Origin of the sequence: Halopelagius longus (assembly GCF_900100875.1) — an archaeon.
GTDB classification, from domain to species: domain Archaea; phylum Halobacteriota; class Halobacteria; order Halobacteriales; family Haloferacaceae; genus Halopelagius; species Halopelagius longus.
The window spans coordinates 283,543-300,758 of record NZ_FNKQ01000003.1 but is presented as its reverse complement, the minus strand read 5'-3'; the positions used below and the strand labels follow the sequence as shown (position 1 = coordinate 300,758).

The 17,216-nt window shown below is 66.4% G+C and carries 15 protein-coding genes and 1 pseudogene; 4 read left to right on the top strand and 12 right to left on the bottom strand.

Annotated features, from left to right (window positions below):
* Window positions 1-216: 216 nt before the first annotated feature.
* From BLS11_RS12180 to katG, 3 genes are all read right to left on the bottom strand, one after another.
* Complete coding sequence (locus BLS11_RS12180) at window positions 217-1,734, bottom strand: sensor histidine kinase (RefSeq protein ID WP_092537825.1); 1,518 nt, start codon at window positions 1,732-1,734, stop codon at window positions 217-219.
* Window positions 1,735-2,050: 316 nt separating this feature from the next.
* Window positions 2,051-2,434, bottom strand: coding sequence for a hypothetical protein (locus BLS11_RS12175; RefSeq protein WP_139172796.1), 384 nt, complete (start codon window positions 2,432-2,434; stop codon window positions 2,051-2,053).
* Window positions 2,435-2,707: 273 nt separating this feature from the next.
* The gene (gene katG / locus BLS11_RS12170) at window positions 2,708-4,894 is read right to left on the bottom strand and encodes a catalase/peroxidase HPI (protein ID WP_092537821.1); all 2,187 of its coding nucleotides are present in this window, start codon (window positions 4,892-4,894) and stop codon (window positions 2,708-2,710) included.
* 303 nt (window positions 4,895-5,197) lie between these two features.
* Between katG and BLS11_RS12165 the strand changes: the two genes are divergently transcribed.
* A complete protein-coding gene (locus BLS11_RS12165; RefSeq protein WP_092537819.1) occupies window positions 5,198-5,530 on the top strand; it encodes a DUF5789 family protein in 333 nt (110 codons plus the stop codon).
* 43 nt (window positions 5,531-5,573) lie between these two features.
* On the opposite strand, the gene BLS11_RS12160 is transcribed toward BLS11_RS12165, so the two are convergent.
* On the bottom strand, window positions 5,574-6,584 hold the full coding sequence (locus tag BLS11_RS12160) for an ion channel (RefSeq protein ID WP_092537817.1): 1,011 nt from the start codon (window positions 6,582-6,584) through the stop codon (window positions 5,574-5,576).
* 187 nt (window positions 6,585-6,771) lie between these two features.
* Here BLS11_RS12160 and BLS11_RS12155 point away from each other — a divergent pair, with 187 nt between their 5' ends.
* On the top strand, window positions 6,772-6,960 hold the full coding sequence (locus tag BLS11_RS12155; RefSeq protein WP_092537815.1) for a hypothetical protein: 189 nt from the start codon (window positions 6,772-6,774) through the stop codon (window positions 6,958-6,960).
* 31 nt (window positions 6,961-6,991) lie between these two features.
* Here the strand turns inward: BLS11_RS12155 and BLS11_RS12150 are convergent, their stop codons facing one another.
* The 4 genes and pseudogenes from BLS11_RS12150 to BLS11_RS12140 all read right to left on the bottom strand — a co-directional run bounded on the left by BLS11_RS12150 (window position 6,992) and on the right by BLS11_RS12140 (window position 10,966).
* Window positions 6,992-8,056, bottom strand: a complete 1,065-nt coding sequence (locus BLS11_RS12150) for an iron transporter (RefSeq protein ID WP_092537813.1) — start codon at window positions 8,054-8,056, stop codon at window positions 6,992-6,994.
* 56 nt (window positions 8,057-8,112) lie between these two features.
* Window positions 8,113-9,015, bottom strand: a complete 903-nt coding sequence (locus BLS11_RS12145; protein ID WP_342701725.1) for an outer membrane protein assembly factor BamB family protein — start codon at window positions 9,013-9,015, stop codon at window positions 8,113-8,115.
* A pseudogene (locus tag BLS11_RS19925) lies at window positions 9,013-9,363 on the bottom strand (PQQ-binding-like beta-propeller repeat protein); the annotation flags it as partial. The pseudogene BLS11_RS19925 and the gene BLS11_RS12145, both read right to left, overlap by 3 nt.
* A 67-nt stretch (window positions 9,364-9,430) precedes the next feature.
* On the bottom strand, window positions 9,431-10,966 hold the full coding sequence (locus tag BLS11_RS12140) for a hypothetical protein (protein WP_092537809.1): 1,536 nt from the start codon (window positions 10,964-10,966) through the stop codon (window positions 9,431-9,433).
* 463 nt (window positions 10,967-11,429) lie between these two features.
* Here BLS11_RS12140 and rdfA point away from each other — a divergent pair, with 463 nt between their 5' ends.
* Window positions 11,430-12,185, top strand: a complete 756-nt coding sequence (gene rdfA / locus BLS11_RS12135) for a rod-determining factor RdfA (protein ID WP_245698891.1) — start codon at window positions 11,430-11,432, stop codon at window positions 12,183-12,185.
* A 9-nt stretch (window positions 12,186-12,194) separates the two neighbouring features.
* Here rdfA and BLS11_RS12130 read toward each other — a convergent pair whose 3' ends face one another.
* The 4 genes from BLS11_RS12130 to arcD all read right to left on the bottom strand — a co-directional run bounded on the left by BLS11_RS12130 (window position 12,195) and on the right by arcD (window position 15,865).
* Window positions 12,195-12,620 carry a CopG family ribbon-helix-helix protein gene (locus tag BLS11_RS12130; protein ID WP_092537807.1) on the bottom strand — a complete coding sequence of 142 codons (426 nt, stop codon included), beginning with the start codon at window positions 12,618-12,620 and terminating at the stop codon, window positions 12,195-12,197.
* Between the two features lie 115 nt (window positions 12,621-12,735).
* Window positions 12,736-13,389: a DUF6663 family protein gene (locus tag BLS11_RS12125; protein ID WP_092537805.1), complete on the bottom strand. Its 654-nt coding sequence runs from the start codon at window positions 13,387-13,389 to the stop codon at window positions 12,736-12,738.
* A gap of 232 nt (window positions 13,390-13,621) precedes the next feature.
* Window positions 13,622-14,272 carry a helix-turn-helix domain-containing protein gene (locus BLS11_RS12120; protein WP_092537803.1) on the bottom strand — a complete coding sequence of 217 codons (651 nt, stop codon included), beginning with the start codon at window positions 14,270-14,272 and terminating at the stop codon, window positions 13,622-13,624.
* A 114-nt stretch (window positions 14,273-14,386) separates the two neighbouring features.
* On the bottom strand, window positions 14,387-15,865 hold the full coding sequence (arcD, locus tag BLS11_RS12115) for an arginine/ornithine antiporter ArcD (RefSeq protein ID WP_092538595.1): 1,479 nt from the start codon (window positions 15,863-15,865) through the stop codon (window positions 14,387-14,389).
* Between the two features lie 142 nt (window positions 15,866-16,007).
* On the opposite strand from arcD, the gene BLS11_RS12110 reads away from it, so the two are divergent.
* The gene (locus BLS11_RS12110) at window positions 16,008-17,213 is read left to right on the top strand and encodes a sensor histidine kinase (protein WP_092537801.1); all 1,206 of its coding nucleotides are present in this window, start codon (window positions 16,008-16,010) and stop codon (window positions 17,211-17,213) included.
* Window positions 17,214-17,216 lie beyond the last annotated feature (3 nt).

Below are 17,216 nucleotides of genomic sequence, written 5' to 3'. Positions count from 1 at the left end.
CTTCTACGGATGTACTCTACCCACGAAATATATCGCCCTAAAGAGTTTGGTGAATTGGAGAATGTATGTCATCTGATCCGGTTCTCCCGACTGATATCGGGACGATCGCAATCACTCGCCGGGACTGACTGCCCGGGGGTGGTGTGAACTGACCCACGCTATCCCGCTTCGTCATCCTCCACGAGGAAAGTGTCGACCGGCTCGCCACTCGCGGACTCACTCGCTGCGGTCGTCCGCCGCCGGAAGTGTAAACGAGAACGTCGATCCCTCGCCCGGTTCGGATTCGACCCAGATGTCGCCGCCGTGACGTTCGACGATCCGCTCGCACAGTGCCAGGCCGATGCCCGAGCCCTCGTACTCGTCGGGAGCGTGGAGCCGTTGGAACACCTCGAAGATGCGGTCTTGCTCGTCCGGTTCGATTCCGATTCCCTCGTCCCGAACCGACACCTCCCACGTCGAACTGTTCCGCTCGGCGGAAATACGCACCTGCGGCGGGTCGTTCCCGCTGTACTCGAGCGCGTTGCTTATCAAGTTCTGAAACACCTGCCGCAACTGCCCTTTGTCTCCCATCACGCGAGGCAACTCCTCGATTTCTATGTCGGGGCCACTTTCGGTTATCTGTACGTCGAGATCCTCGAGCACGTCCCCGACCACTTCGTTGAGGTCCACCGGTTCGAGCGGTTCTCCCTTGGTCTCGACGCGCGAGTACGCCAGTAGTCCGTAGATCATGTCGCGCATGCGATCGGCTCCGTCCACGGCGAACTCGAGGAACTCTCGGGCGTCTTCGTCGAGGTCATCGCTGTACCGACGTTCGAGGAGTCGAAGGTAACTCGAGACCATCCGGAGGGGCTCTTGGAGATCGTGGGAGGCAGCGTAGGCGAACTGCTCTAAGCGCTCGTTGGACTCTTTGAGCCGCCGTTCGCGTTCGACCCGGTCCGTAACGTCGCGCCCGATACCGGCCAAAACAGGGTCTCCGGACGTGTCCTCGAGCGTGGACCCAACGAACTCGAAGGGGACGGTATCGCCGTCCTTGGTGCGTATACTGATCTCTACGTTCACCGAACCACTCTCGAAGCCGTTTCGGACCGCAGCCGTAGCAACATCGCTGTCCTCGTCGAAGAAGTCGGCTACAGTCATCGAGGATATCTCCTCGTCCGTGTAGCCAGTAACCTTCGAGAGGCTCCGGTTCCACCGCTTGAGAGATCCACTTTCGTCTAACACGTAGAACACGTCGTCGATTGCGTCGAGAATATCGTCGGTGTACTGCCGGTGTCGTTCTAGGCGCTCGTTCGAGGTTTCGAGTTGATCAACCGTCTCTTGGAGTTCGAGTCGCCGCGTTTTGGCTCGCGCATCGTAACGACCTGCGCCGAAGCCCGCGAAACTACCTAATGCCGTGAGCAAGAGCGTATTTCCGACGATATCTGGATCGTCACTAGCAAGAACGATAGGAATCACGATGGCGAGACCGACCAGAATACCCCGGAGACACCACTCACCGACGGTGGGATAGAGTTCGGGACGGATGTCAGACTGGGGCAACTGATAGCCTCCGTACAACAGGGCGAGACCGGGGATACCGACCAGAACACCGAGTACGATCCAGAGGTTAGACGAGGCATCGGTAACGACGGGGAGATACGGATAGCTGACTACGAGCGCGACGAAAATTCCGCCGAGGGCTACGACGAATCTCCTTCCAACAACGTCGGAATAGGTCCAACCCCTTAGGCCCATTATCCGCAATCCGTAAGGGGACCCCTATAGCGTTACTATGCGGAATCCGGTGAGATGGTTCGTCTGGCTTGGGTCAGTCCGACTCGGTGTGTTCACACTCGAAGAGGAGAATTCTTTGCCAGTTACTAACGCACCGTTGGACTGGCGATAAGTCCTCTCCAGCCCGCCTTGGGGGATCTGCGAACGAAGCGAGCAGTAAAACCGCACACGTGCTGACGGATTCGAACCTCGGTCGCTCCCTCCGTTCGCTCCCCGGTTCGAGCCGTCGGGCCCCAAGAGACGACGGAGGTTCGTCGAGAACCTCTTATCGTCCTCTTTACGTTTGCCGTCGCCGCCGAACCAGGACCACCTGCCAGAGTCCCCGACTACCGAGTACCGCGATGGACAACCCCATCGCCGTGAACGCCAGCAACTCCACCAAACCGCTCCACGAGGACCACTCCCGCAACGTCGGCGTTGTGAGGGTGTCCCAGAGCCACGCTCCGAACAGACACGTCACGCAAACTCCGACTAACAGCAACACCGCCCCCGAAACGACGTCCGCGACCGGATTCGTACCGTCGGAATACCTCCACACCGCACCGGCGCCGAGCACCGTAACCGCCAATCCAGCCCCCATCGCCAAGAGCATCGAATTTCGCGACTGCTCGTCCGTCTGACAGTCCTCCTGTACCACTTCACCGTCAACCTTCGTTTGCATACACGTCGTTGTCGGTTCCATCGTGGCACAGACAACTCCCGCGACGCCGACGAGAATCAGGGCGGTCGCAACTACAGTTTTCACAGCCGGGGACACCATCGTATTCAGTAGTCCACCCCTTCCCCAAATAATTTCTCTCGCCCTTTTGCGGCCGCACGGATCTTCTTCGGAGCGTACAGCCAGTCGCTACCGTCCGTTGACCGACGGAGGACCGCGGTTACAGACCGTCGTCCCGTCGCGGACGGCCGCCGGCCCGAAAGCCCTCGACCGAGATTACGCGAGGTCGAAGCGGTCGAGTTTCATCACCTTGTTCCACGTGTCCGCGAAGTCGCGCACGAACTCCTCCTCCGCGTCGTCGGCGGCGTAGACCTCCGCGATGGCTCGAAGCTCGGCGTTCGATCCGAAGACGAGATCCACGCGGGTTCCCGCCCACTCGACGTCGCCCGTCTCGCGGTCGCGCAACTCGTAGATGTCGTTTCCGTCCCCCTCGGGGGACTCCCACTCCATGATGTCTTTGTCCTGCGAGCCCGACACCGGTTCCCACTCGTAACGCATGTCGAGCAGGTTCGCGAAGAAGTCGTTGGTCAGCGTCCCCGGCCGGTCGGTGAAGACACCGAGGTCGGATCCTTTGAAGTTCGCGCCCAGCGCGCGCATGCCGCCGACCAGAACCGTCATCTGGGCGGGCGTCAGGTCCAGCAGGTCGGCCTTGTCGACCAGCAACTCCTCCGCCGAACGGTCGTGGCCGTCGCCGAGGTAGTTGCGGAACCCGTCGGCTTGCGGTTCGAGCGCCTCGAAGGACTCCACGTTGGTTTGGTCCTGCGTGGCGTCGGTACGGCCCGGTTCGAAGGGAACCTCCACGTCGTACCCGGCGTCCTTCGCGGCCTTCTCGACGGCCGCGTTACCGCCCAGCACGATGAGGTCGGCCAGCGAGACGCGCACGTCGTCGGAGCGCGAGTTGTTGAACTCCTCTCGAATCTCTTCGTAGGTCGAAAGCACCGCTTCGAGTTCCTCGGGCTCGTTGACCTCCCAGCTCTTCTGGGGTTCGAGGCGGATGCGAGCGCCGTTCGCACCGCCGCGCTTGTCGCTGTCGCGGTACGTCGACGCCGCCGCCCACGCCGTCTTGACGAGTTGGGAGACCGAGAGGTCCGAGTCGAGAATCTCGTCTTCGAGCTCGGCTATCTCCTCGTCCCCGACGAGTTCGTGGTCGACGTCGGGGACGGGGTCCTGCCAGATCATCTCCTCGTCGGGGACCTCGGGGCCGAGGAACCGGGACGGCGGGCCGAGGTCGCGGTGGATGAGTTTGTACCACGCCTTCGCGAACGCGTCTTGGAACTCCGCGGGGTTCTCTTGGAAGCGCTCGATTATCTCCCGGTACTCGGGGTCCCGCTTGAGGGCGATGTCCGTCGTCAGCATCATCACGTCTTCCTTCTCCGAGGGGTCCTCGGTGCCCGGTGCGACGCCGTCGAGCGAATCGTCCGTCGTCGTCCACTGCCACGCACCGCCGGGACCCCGCTCCGGTTCCCACTCGTGGTCGAGCAGGTTGTCGAGGTAGCCCATGTCCCACTGCGTCGGCGTGGCGTTCCACGGCCCCTCGATTCCGCTCGTTATCGCGTCGCTCCCTTTGCCGGAGCCGTGACTGCTCTTCCAGCCGAGGCCCTGTTGCTCGATTGGGGCCGCTTCGGGTTCGGGACCCATATGCACATCGGCGTCCGCGGCGCCGTGGACCTTCCCGAAGGTGTGTCCGCCGGCGATGAGCGCGGCCGTCTCCTCGTCGTTCATCGCCATCTGGCCGAACGACGCTCGGATGTTCTCCGCCGATGCCATCGGGTCGGGATTGCCGTTCGGTCCCTCCGGGTTCACGTAGATGAGGCCCATCACGGTGGCCGCGAGCGGTTCTTCGAGTTCTCCCTCCTCGTCGAAGCGGTCGGACTCCTCCCACTCCGTCTCGGGCCCCCAGTCGACGGCCTCGTCGGGTTCGAACTTGTCTTCCCGCCCGCCGGCGAACCCGAACGTCTCGAACCCCATCGACTCTAAGGCGACGTTCCCGGTCAGGACTATCAGGTCGGCCCACGAGAGTTTGCGGCCGTACTTCTGCTTGACCGGCCAGAGCAGTCGGCGCGCCTTGTCGAGGTTGGCGTTGTCGGGCCAACTGTTCAAGGGTGCAAAGCGCTGCGTGCCGCCGGACGCGCCGCCGCGACCGTCGGAGGTGCGGTACGTGCCGGCGCTGTGCCACGCCATCCGAATGAAGAGCGGTCCGTAGTGGCCGTAGTCGGCCGGCCACCAGTCCTGCGATGTCGTCATCACCTCTTCGATGTCCGCTTTCACCTCTTCGAGGTCGAGTTTCCGGAACTCCTCGGCGTAGTCGAACTCCTCGCCCATCGGATCGGCGCTACGAGCGTTCTGGCGGAGAATATCCAAATTCAGCCTGTTCGGCCACCAGTCTCGGTTGGACTTTCCCATCGCCCGACAGTTGCGGCCCTTCGCGTGTTAAGATTGACTAATCGGCAAATATATTCTCGGTTCAGAAACGAAGTCTTTGCAATAATGGAATAATTTATACAGCATGTGAAAGTCATCCGAAGTGTATTATCGTCGTGCATCTCGTAGACTCAGACGCGCACCGTCGCCTGCGCGAGTCGAAACACCGTCACGGTGTTTCGAGGTGTCTCCGGTCCCGTGTCCCACGCAGAGTCGACACGCGGCGCTCACACGCCGTCGAGAACCGCCCGCGCTCTTATCCGACTCAACCTCTTATCGCGAGGTATGCCGGACGACAAAAAAGGCCGAAACAAGCAGGCGGACGACAGAGAGAAACGCCAGCGAAAGCGGGAGATGGAGGAGGCGCGCGACCGCGCCGACGAGGAGGAACCGATGAGCGGCGACGCCGACGACCGACTGGGCGACTTAGACGACGCGCTCGAATCGCACGAGTATCCGACCACGACCGACGAGTTGGTCGAGGCCTACGGCGACTACGAGGTTCAAACCCGGGACGGGAAGGAGTCCGTCGAATCGGTGCTCGATTCGACCGGCGAACAGGCGTACGACTCTCCCGACGACGTTCGAAGCCGGATACTCGGGTTAATTCACCGCTGAGTCCGAGCGACCGCTGTTTTCGCTGCTCCGCGAACGAGAGTCGCTACTCTTCTTCCGCGGAGGGCCACTCCCGCCCGCCGCTTTCGACGAACGCGAGTAGCGTCCGCCGTCGTTCGTTCAGGTCGTCGTCGAGGGCGTCGGCGAACCGTTCGTCGGAGACGGTCGGAAGCCCCCGTTCGCGAAGGGAGTCGAGGTCCGGCGGAGGCGGGTCGCTGTCGACGGACTGCGCCGACGTGCTGAGTGCGCTGAGCGTGTCGAGGTAGTCCCCGACGCTCGAACGCGTCCCATCGAGGAGCGCCTCGCTCAGTCGGTTCCGTTCCGCGAGCCCGAATCGGAGGAGCGTCAGCGTCTCGTCGAGGACGACGACGGCCGCGATGGGGTCGTTCTCCCTCTGTTCGCTGTGAAAGTAGTGGAGAATCGGGTACGCTTTGTGGTTCGCCGTGAGCGTATTGACCTGCGCGGAGAACGTATCGAGTTGGTGGTCGAGGCCGCGGAACCCGTCGCCGTCCCAGAACGCCCGTACGACGGTGTCGGCGTCCGTCCCGAGTCCGGTCACGCCGCCGGCGAACGCGTGCTTCTGGGTGACCGCACTGAGAACCGAGAGGAGGTAGGTGGCGCTCAGCGTGACGAACAGCATCCCGCTCGCCGTCGCCAGCACCGTGGCCATCTGCCACACGCCCTCTCTGGGCGAGAACCCGCCGTTCCCGAGGGTGAAGACGGTGTATCCGGCGAAGTATATCGTGTCGGCCAACGAAACCGCCCGCCCGGTACTCGTGTTGTAGATGGCGTCCGCCCCGCCGGCGAAGAGCAACGCCCACCCCAGCCAGATGAACAGGAGCCAGAACGCGAGGGTGAGCGTCAGAATGACCGGTCCGGCGAGGGTGAGGACGCGCGACCGTCCGCCGCTTCCCCGCTCTAAGGCGCTCCACGTCCACCGCATCATCTTCGAGGTGAACGGCCCCGCGCCGCCCTCCGCCCAGAGCGTCGTCCAGAGGATGTCGACGACGGTGCCGACGAGGAGGAGTCCGCCCAGTGCGAGAGACGCCGGGTTCACGGGGAGTCCTCCGCGCGAAAACGTGGAACCATCGCGTGGTACACACGCCGGTGCGACACTCAAAGATTATGTCCGTCCGAGCGCCGAGACGCCCGCCCGAACTGGCGTCGGGGACCGACGCGTCGGCGCGACACGGGGATATCTGACCGACCGAACGCTTATCTACCAACGAGTTGTCGTCCGACCGATGGAGTTCGCTCCCCTGCTACTCGTCCTCGTCGGCCTCGCGGGGTTTCTCCGACCGGAACGGACGCTCCGGTTTTCGTTCCTCGGGTCGCTGACGGAGGGGGCGTCGACGGAACGCGGACTGTGGTTCTTCCGCGGCTTGGGGCTACTGTGCGTTGTCTCCGGCGCGTGGATGGCGCTCTTCTTCTGACCGCCGCGAGGGCGAGTCGTCGCACCGCCTCTCACTGCAACTCGAACGTCCCCGTGTCGAGAAACGCCGTCTCGTAGCCCTCGTGGCGGGCGACTTGCGGCGGCACGTCCACGGAGACGGTCGCGTCGGCGTCGCCGGAGAGGCCCGCCGCCGACGCGCCGTAGTGGAAGCCGAGTTCGGGGTCGAGGCCGGGCGTCAACCGGCCGCTGTACGTCTCACCGCCGTCCGCCTCCGCCGAGAGCGCCATCCCCGGTATCGTCAGGGCGTTGTGCGGCGTCCGCGCGGAGACGACGAGGTAGGGGTCCTCGCCGAACCGGTCGGCTTCCACGACGCTCCCGACGAACGCCGCGTCACCGCTGGTTCCGCGCCCGAGCGACGTTCCCGGCAGAGAGTCGGGCGCGTCGCCCGTCGGAACCATCTCCATCTCCATCTCCATCGGTCTGAGCGCGCCGCGTTGGCCCTGCTTGTCTTCGAGCAGTTTGTACGGGATGTCGTTCAGGTCACGGGTGGAGAACTCGAACTCGACGGTTCCGGCCGCGCCGTCCTCGAACTCCCCCGCCAGAGCGCCGAACCGCGCGGCGTCTATCCCGCCGACGCTCACCCGAACCTCGTACGTCCCGTCGCCGTCGAGGGGGAAGTTCGCGCCGTAGTGAAAGCCCATGCGCTGAGAGAGCATCGGATAGATGACCTCCTCGGACACCAAAGAGCCGTCCCGCGTGATTTCCAGCGACATGCCGGTGTTCGGGACGACGGTTCCGGTTTCGGGGTCCCACGGCGTCGCCATCAGGTGGACAGAATCGTCGTCCTCGATGGGCGTCTGCTTGACCACGTACTCGCCGCCCTCGTTATCGACGGTCCAGAAGCGGTGGGGGTACGAGTAGAACAGTCCGACCTTCAGGTCGCCCGCGTCCGTCGTTCCGACCATGTTCATCCCCTCGCGGTGCGTCGGGACGTACACCGCGTCGGGGCGGTTCTCGACCAACGGCGGTTCCTCGTTGTTCGTCGTCTCGAAGAGGCTCGCTGCGCCGCCCAGACACCCCGCGAGGGACCCCGAGGCCGCGGCACCGAACGCACCGAGAACGCGGCGTCGCTGCATGGTCGAATTCGAGAGATGCGAGGGGATACCGGTTCTGGTGCACCCGTCGAACGGCGTTACGGACCCGGCGACTCCGACGCCTCGTACTCGAGGCGGACGACTCGGCCGTCGGCGTAGACGACGTACGCCTCCGCCGCACCGTCGCCGTTCTCGTCCGAGAGCGTCGCCGGGGCGAAAATCGGCGCGTCTCGGGCGTACGTCGCCAGTACGTCGCCCGTTTCGGGGTCGAGGACGGTGACGCTCCCGTCGTTTCCGGGCGCGACGAGTTCCTCGTCGCCGTCGCCGTCCACGTCGCCGACGCTCGGCGGCGGCATCATCTGGACGCGTTCGGTGACGATTTCGGTCGTCCACTCGACGGCCCCCGTCTCGGCGTCGAGTGCCCGTACGCTGCCGTCCTTCGACGTGGCGTACACGACCGCAGCGCCGTCGGACCCGCCCGCAGAGAGCGCGTTCACGGCGGCGAACTCCCCGACGTTCCGCCGCCACTCGACGCTCCCGTCTGCCCCGTCCACCGCCACCACGTCGCCGTCGACGGTGGAGAAGACGGCTTCGACGGCGTCGTCGCCGTCGGCCTGTCCGGTCGTCGCCCACGTGACCGAATCGCCGTCTGCGACCGGGCTTCGCCACTCGACGCTCCCGTTCCCGGAGAAGAGGACGGCCGTTCCGCTCCGCCCGGCGACGAGCAGTTCCGCCCGCCCGTCGGAGTCGAAGTCGTCGACGGCCGGTCGCGCCCACACGTACTCCTCGAAGGCGTACGTCCACCGCTCGGACCCGTCCGCGCCGACGACGAACACCGTCCCCGTCACGTCGACGACGACGAGTTCCTCGCCCGGCGCGGGCGCGATGTCGGCGACGACGGGCTTGGTGTAGCCGTAGTCCGACAGTTCGTGTCGGAACGCCACGTCGCCGTCCTCGGGGTCGAATCCGGTCACCTCCTTCTCCGTCGTCGCGGCGACCACCTCGGGCGCGCCGTCGCCCGTCACGTCCGCGACGGCGGGGTCGGCCACCGAGTGAATCGTGCAGTTGGCCGGGGGAATCCCGTGCTGCCACCTCGTCTCGCCGCGTTCGGCGTCGATGGCGACGAGGGCGCACCCGTCGCTCCCGTCGGCGCCGCTAATCGGGGCGTACACCGTCCCGTCTGCCACCGCGGCGGAGTGGTGGTTGGAAGATATCTGGCGGCCGGTGTCGCTCACCCACGTCGCAGAGAGGGTGCCGCCGTCCGCGCCGACGAGTCCGTACCCGGCGACGGCGAGGAGTCCCCCGACGACGACGAGTGCTACGAGGGCCGTGACGACTCTCATCGCTCCGTCTACGCGGGGGAACGGAGATAAGCGCCCGCATCTCGGTCGGCGTTCGGCCGTCGCACCACCTCGCTCACCCCGCGACGGGAAGCGAGACGACCCAAAGCGAGAGGGCGGTGTACCCTACCATCAGGGCGACGAGGGGCGCGTGCGCGAGGAGTGCCCACCGCTTCGACGGGGCGCGGCGCCGCGTCCCGTCGCCGGACTGTATCCGACCGACGGTCAGCCTTCGCCTGACGGCGGCGTCGGCGGCGACGACGGCGACGACGTGCCCCGCCACGATGAGTACGACCTGCGAGATCCAGAACGCCGGAATCGACAGCCACCAGAGGGGGTCCGCGGAGTCGAATCCCGCGAGCGTCGGAAGGCGGCCGACGTACGTCGCCACGAACGCGTAGTTGTGCGCGACTTCGTACCCCGCGGCGATGGGGAGGAGCGTCCCGCCGAACGCGAGTGCGGCGGACGGCGGGGGAGACACCGAGTCGGACGCGCGGCCCCCGCCGCCGTCGGCTTTGGCTTCCGGGTCCCCCCGCGAACCGTCACCCTCGCTCCCGGACCGGCCTCGCGCGAGGCGGGTGAGTCGGTCCACGGCGACGACGACGAGGACGTACGCGAGGAGGAAGCCGAACAGCCCGGCCTCGTAGAGGACGACGCTCACCGACGGCCCGACGCCGAACGCCTCCCGGACACCGAAGTAGAGACTCTGATACAGCGGCGACTCCGCGAAGCCGTCGAACGTGACCGTGTACACCATCGCCACGACGAAGGCGGTCAGCGTCCGCGTCGAGAGCGGTGCCGAACAGTCGCGCCACGGCGCGCGGAGTCCGACGACCCACCCCCCGCCGTCGCGGGGCGTCGCCGACAGGGGAGCGGTTCGGCCGAGCAAGTCGTACAACACCTCAAAGACGTCGCCGCGTTCGAACCACTCGCGGCCGAACAGGAGCGCTCCGGCGAGGGTGACGAGGGCGTAGACGGCGACGACGACGGCCGTCGCCGTCGGTAACTGCGGGACCTGCGTGAGGTTCTCCGCGACGCCGACGAGGACGACGAACCACGCGAGTGCGGGCCAGTGCCCCAGTCCGGCGGGGTACGCCCGAAGTCGTATCTCCCCGCCTTCGAGTCGGCACAGCGCGTCGTACAGCGTCCGCCACGGCGACAGCGCCCACCACGGGCTCCCCGCGGCGATAGCGACGAGTCCGACGCCCTTCACCCATATCGACCACGTGAAGAGCGTCGCGAAGTTCTCCGCGGCGGCCCTCGGGCCGACGAGGCCGGCGACCAACACGCCGACGAACGCGAGGAAGAACGCCGCCCGCGCCGCCGCCGACGCCGCGCGTCCGACCGACCGCGGCACCGCGAACAGTCGCCGCCGGAGCGTCGGCGTCTCGTCCACCGCCGCGAGGAGTACGGCCGTCGCCCCGACGGCGACGGCCGCCCCGCCGTAGAGGAGTTCCAGCGGAATCGGGGCGTCGAACCGCGAGGAGAACTGGTGTGCGGCGACGGGGCGGGCGGCGAGCGAAAGGACGACTGCGACGAGTAGCGTCCGCGCTACGGTCCGTGCGCCCGTCGTCGCTCCCGTCCGCGTCCGTAGCCGTCTCCCCGTGCTCATACGGCTTGCGTTGCCGCGCGAGTCACAAAACGGAGTCGGTACAGTTCGCTAACGGCGCGAGGTTGAGAGCGGACACCCCAAGGACGTACCCCGAAGAGGGGAGACGTCTCGACGGCCGCCCGCCGACGCGACGCCGACTCCAGCAGGAGAGCCGAACGCCGCGCCGGACCGGGGCGGCCGCCGCCCGGCGCGACCGGTAGTCGTTCCGTCGGGCGGGTTCGGGGACGAAATACCGACGGTGCGGTGGTGGAGGAGACGACTGACCCGACTACTCGCGCCGCGCCGACGCCGCTTTCGCGGCACGTCCGACTTTCGCCGGTTTTCCTATAGTCTTTTTCCACCGAGAAATCTGATGAAACAGCCGGCAACGACTAAGTGATTGTCGAGGGGTGGGCGTCGTCGCCGGCGGACGAACGGAACAGTCTTATTGTTCGCCCGGGCCGACCCCGGAGACGGCGAGACAATGTGTAAAGTGGACGTGGTGACGGACCGGTACGGCCTCGCCGCGCCGTCGCCGGAGTACGATTCGCTCGACGGGTACCTCCTCGCTCGGTGGACCGGGCGAGGGGAGGCCGAAAGCGAGGGGTACAAATCCCTGACCGAGTGGTTCAACCGTCGTCTGCTGGCCCGGATATACGAGGAACACGGCCGGACGGCGACGGACGTTCGCATCGAAAGCGAGTACGAGGCTCTTCAAGGGGCCGACGACGAACGTCGGGCGGAGGTGGCCGACGACCTGCGGCGGGACGGCATCGACCCCGAGACGGTCGGGCGGTCGTTCGTCTCGTGGAGCACGATGCGTCGGCACCTCACCGACTGCCTCGACGGCGAGAAACCCCGCGCGGGCGCGACGACGGAGTGGGAGGTAAACAGCGTGGACGTGGCGCGGGGGCGCCTCGAGGAGAAAGTCCGGGCCGCGTTGCGCTCTCTCTCCTCGAAGGACCGACTCCGCGGCGCCGAGGACGCCGCAGTCGCGGTGGACGTGACGCTCTCGTGTCCCGACTGCGACGCCGCCGTCTCGATGGCGGACGCCGTCGAACGGGGGTACATCTGCGACGACCACTCGACAGACGAGGCGGCGGACGGCGACTCCGACGCCTCCGAACGGGAGTCGTCGCTCGGCGTCCTCCCCGCCGAGACGGCGTTCGGCCTCCTCACGCCCGCGTCGGAGCAGTTCCCCTTCCTGTTCGACGTACTCGCGTCGTTCGGCGTCGCCTGACGGGCGACCTTACGCCGTCGTGATGGCGGTGAAGTCGTCCACGGGCATCACGGAGTAATCGACGCTCAGCGTGTCCTTCGTCGCCCGGATGCGCCCGACGAAGTTGGAGATGTCTTCGAGTTCGCCCTCGAGGACGAACAGTTCCATGCAGTAGTGGTTCCCCACGTGGTTGTGGAAGTTCGAGGCGACCAGTCCCTCGTACTCGTGGCGGAGTTTCATCATCTTCTCTTCGACGGCCGTCGTCTCGAAGTCGAAGATGACCGTGACGACGGCCATCAGTTCCCTGTCTTCGAGACGCTTGTCCTCGAACTCGCCGAGGAGGTTTCGGGCCGCCTCGCGGACGACTTCGCTCCGCCCGGTGTAGCCGTGTTCGCCGGCGAAAGAGTCGATGCGTTCCAACAACTCCTCCGGCATGGAGACACTGACAACGGTCATGTATTAATCGAGGGCGCTTTCGGTATTAAATACTGGTATCCCCGCCGTCGGACCCGTACGGGGGCGCTTCCCTCGATTCGGCGCCTCCTCCTTTCGCCCCCGGCCCCGGGACGCCTCAGGCGTAGGTGTCCCGAACCGTCCGCGCGAGCATCCCGTCGCGCCGGAACGCGATGTAGACGGCGATGAACGGTTCGTCCGCCGGGCGGAGGACGAACACCGCGCGGGGTTGTTCGGCCTCCGGAGCGCGCTCTTCGCCCTCGTTCGCCCGTTCGACGAGGGGTTCCAACGGGGTGACGCCGCTTTTGAACTCCGCGAACAGGTCGCGGGCCCCCGACTGCTTCGCGAAGACGTAGAGCGCGCCGTTCGGTTCGCCGTCGGTGTCTCTCGTCACCCGACTGTTCATCGCCTCGCCGTCGGCCTCGGCCGCCCACCACGTCTCCTTGGCCGCCTCGAACATCCCGGTGACGCCGTCGAGGAACTCGAACGTCGTCTCGGCGACCACCTCGACGGACTCGAACCGCGGGTCGCCGTCCCTCCACGAGAGGCGGGCGTCCACGAGGTTCCCCGCCTCCAGCGACGCGACTTCCTCGCCGAGTTCGCCGTCGTACCCCGTCGCCGCGACGTACGTCGGGCCGAACGCCTCGGAGTCGGCCTCCGAATCGGTCTCGGCGTCGCCCTCGGCGTCGATATCGACATCTATGAGGAGGAGTTCCTCCGGGTCGCGCGGCCGCCCCAGCACGCGGTATCGACCCGTCGTCGTCAGGTCCATGCGCGACGCTTACGGCCGGCGGCGAATAAGCCGGACGGTTCCGACGGAAAACTCTGTGCGCGGACGAAATAGAAAACCGGAGCGTGTGTGGGTGCCTCTGACGATGGTCCCCCGTGCCGACGGCCCCCCGCGCCGACGGTTACGAACCACCGACTGTGTATCGCACCTCTACGGGATTGAGCGCGCGGCCTCCATAATTCGTGTATTTATATACTCACGCGGCGGACGGCCGTCAGCGCAGAATCGTGTTCTCGACGAGGTTCTTCGTGCCGCGCCGGAGGCGCGCGCTGACCGAAGCGGTGGAGACGCCCAACACGTCGGCGAGTTCCCGTATCGACGTCTCCCTGGGCACCTCCAGATATCCTCGTTCGTAGGCGGCGACGAGCGTCTCGCGCTGGACGGGGGAGAGGTCGTACTCCGCGCCGCCTCGGTCCTTCGGATGATAGAGGCGTTTCACCCTCATCGCCACGTCTCGCTCGGCGCAGTGCGACCGAAACGCCCTGAGCGTCTCCATCTCGGGCACCTCCAGCGTGGCGAGCCACCCGCTCTCACCGCTTTCGGCGGTGAGTATCCGCATTCCCAACTCGGCGGCCTTCGGCAGCACCAGTCGCTCAGTCGAGGTCAGCGTCATCCGGTAGACGCGGAACTCCGGCGCGTCGATTATCACCCTGCTGTCGGACACCGTCGGGTCCTCCGCGACGGCGGCGTCGAACGCGTCGAAGTCGCCGCCGTGCGCCTCGAAGAACAGGTAGTACGTCCCCGGTTCGGCGACGGTCTGATACTCTAACTCCGTCTTCATCGCCGGAACCGCCTCTATCGTCCGCGTGAGAACCAAATCCGGGTGGGTGAGTTCGATTTCGGCGATGACCGTCGGCGTGGTCATACCCTCGCTTCGCTCCCGAAGCGTATGAACTGCTCCCCGAGCGTCTGGTCCTGCGCCGTTCGACGGCCGGACGAAGCGTTCGAGCGGGTCGCTGCCGGTGCTTATCGTCGGTCGTCAGTCGTCGCTCAGCGACTCGACCGCACCCTTGATGCCCGCCTGCGTCTCCTCGCTCTGCTTCGTGATGCGCCACCCGGTGAAGCCCATGATGATGAGGACGGCCGGCGAGAGGTAGCCGAGGAAGTAGTACGGCGCGTACTGAAGCGTCGGCACGCCGAGCACCGTCGCCATGTACACCCCGCCCGCGTTCCACGGGACGAGCGCGCTCGTCGTCGTCCCCGCGGCTTCGACGGCCCGCGAGAGGTTCCGGCTGTCCAAGTCGAAGTCGTCGTACAGGCCGCGGAGGCTCATCCCCGGGACGACGATGGACATGTACTGCTCGGCGGCGAGGACGTTCATCCCGAACGCAGACAGCGCCGTTCCCGCCGTGAGGCTCCCGACGCTGTTCAGCGACCGCCCGATGCGGTAAGCGATGACCGCGAGGATGCCCGTCCGTTCGAGGATGCCGCCGAGCGCAAGCGCCGCGACGACGACGGTTATCGTCCACGAGGACCCGATGAGGCCGTCGGTGGCCATCAGCTCGTTCACGAGGGTGACGCCCGTCTCGACGGAGGTTCCGGACTGCGCGACGTTCATCGCGGCGACCAGCCCCTCGGAGGTGAGCGGGCCCTGCACGAGAATCTGCGTCGCGACACCGGCGAAGACGCCGGACGTGATGGCCGGCAGCGCCGGGTACCCCCGGAGCGCCAGCGCGAACGTCAACACGAGGGGCGCGAACGTCACCGGCGAGACGACGTAGCTGTTCGCGATGGCCGACTGAATCGTCTCGATTCGGCCCGGCGGGATGGTGCCCGTCGCCGAGAATCCGAGGTAGGTGTACAGTACCAACGAGGCGAGGAGCGCGATGCCCGTCCCGACGCGCATCGTCCTCACGTGGGTCATCAGGTCGGTGTTCGTCACCGCCGCCGCGAGGTTCGTCGTGTCCGACAGCGGCGATATCTTGTCGCCGGTGTACGCGCCGGTGAGTATCGCACCCGCCGTCATCGGTTCGGGCACGCCGAGGCCCGCGCCGATGCCGATGAACGCGACGCCGAGCGTCCCGGCGGTCGTCCAGGACGACCCGATGGCGAACGCGACGACCGCCGCGAGAAGCGTCGCCACCGGCAGGAACACCGTCGGCGTGAGCAGTTCCAGCCCGTAGTAGATGAGCGAGGGGATGGTGCCCGCCCCGGTCCACGTGGAGATGAGCATGTAGATGACGAAGATGATGAGAATCGCCTGCATCCCCATCAGGAGTCCGTCGGCGATGCCCTCGTACATCGACTGCCACGACTTTCCGAGCCAGTACCGGCCCACGAGACCGGTCAGCGCGATACCGAACAGAAGCGGTATCTGGGGGTCGAGGCCGAGCAGAACCGCGCCGACGCTGAGGAAGACGAGCATCCCGACGACGGGAACGAGCGCCTGCCCGAGCGTCGGTCGCTCGTCCTCGGGGATGTCTTCGTACGTCAGCGGTTCGAACGATAATGTCGCCATGTACAGGTCGAATATGCCGATGGCGAGTTTGTATTCGTCGGTGTACCGCTTCCTCGGTACCAAATCTCGTGGGTCGCGGTACCCAACGTCGCCTCCGCCGCGACGAAACCCTAATGCGACGTGAACGAACAGATGGGGTAGAATGGCGACGACCCCCCGACTCTCGCGGTACGGCCCGGCGATACTCTGGGCCGTCGGGGGGGTTCTGACCCTCGTCCACGTCGTCCACCTCGTCGACGACGCGGGGGGACACACGCACAGTTACGCGTCGCTCGTGTTCGCCACGCTCGGCCCCCTCGTCGCGTCGGCGGCGTTCCTCGTCGCGACGGGGTGGCTCCTCCGGACCGGCGTAGGTCGCGACTACGTCGCCCACCTCGTCCGCTGGACGCTCGCCGCCGTCGTCGTCGTCGGCGCTCTCGGCGTCCTCACGGTGCTGTACCTCCGCGCCGAGGGAATCGACCTCGAACGGTGGTGGTACCTCGTCGCCAACGCGGCGACCGGCGGCGCGTTCGTCGGCCTCCTCGTCGGCGTCTACGACGCCCGCGCGGCCCGAACCGCGGCGCGCCTCCGGTCGGAGCGACGCCGCGCGGAGTGGTTGAGTCAGCGACTGCACGTCCTGAACCGCGTCCTCCGCCACGACTTGCGCAACGAGGTGAACGTCGTCCAAGGGTACGCCTCGCTCATCGCCGAGGGCGAGGCCGAGGGGGCGGACGCCCGACGCCGCGCGGCCGTCATCGAACGGAAGTCCGAGGAGATTCTCCGCCTCAGCGAGAAGGCGCGCCAACTCGAACAGTTGCTCGCGGAGAACGAGGACGTGTCGTCGATGCGCTCGGACCTCGCGGCGGTCGTCCGCGACAGCGTCGACGCCCTCCGGGTGGACCACCCGGAGGCCGCCGTCACCGTCGACCTCCCGGAGGCGGCGTACGTCTCGAGCGTCCCCCTCCTCGATGCGATGGTGGACGACTTGGTCGAGAACGCCGTCGTCCACAACCCCTCCTCGGAACCCTCCGTCTCCGTCGAGGTGCGCGTCCGCCCCGACGCGGTCCTCCTGCGCGTCGCGGACGACGGTCCCGGAATTCCGGACGAGGAACTGGCCGTCCTCGATTCGGGCGTCGAGACGCCCCTACAGCACTCCAACGGTCTCGGTCTCTGGTTCGTCCGGTGGGTCGTCGCCGAGTCCGGCGGTCGACTCGACTTCGAGGAACGGCCGGTCGGAACGGTCGTCACCGTCTCGCTTCCGCGCGCGTCCGACCCCGAGTCGGGGTCCGACGACGCCGCGACGACGCCGCACGGCGACTGCGGGGACGGAGGCTCCGTCGCCGTCTCCGGCGCGGACCCCGACGTCTGAACC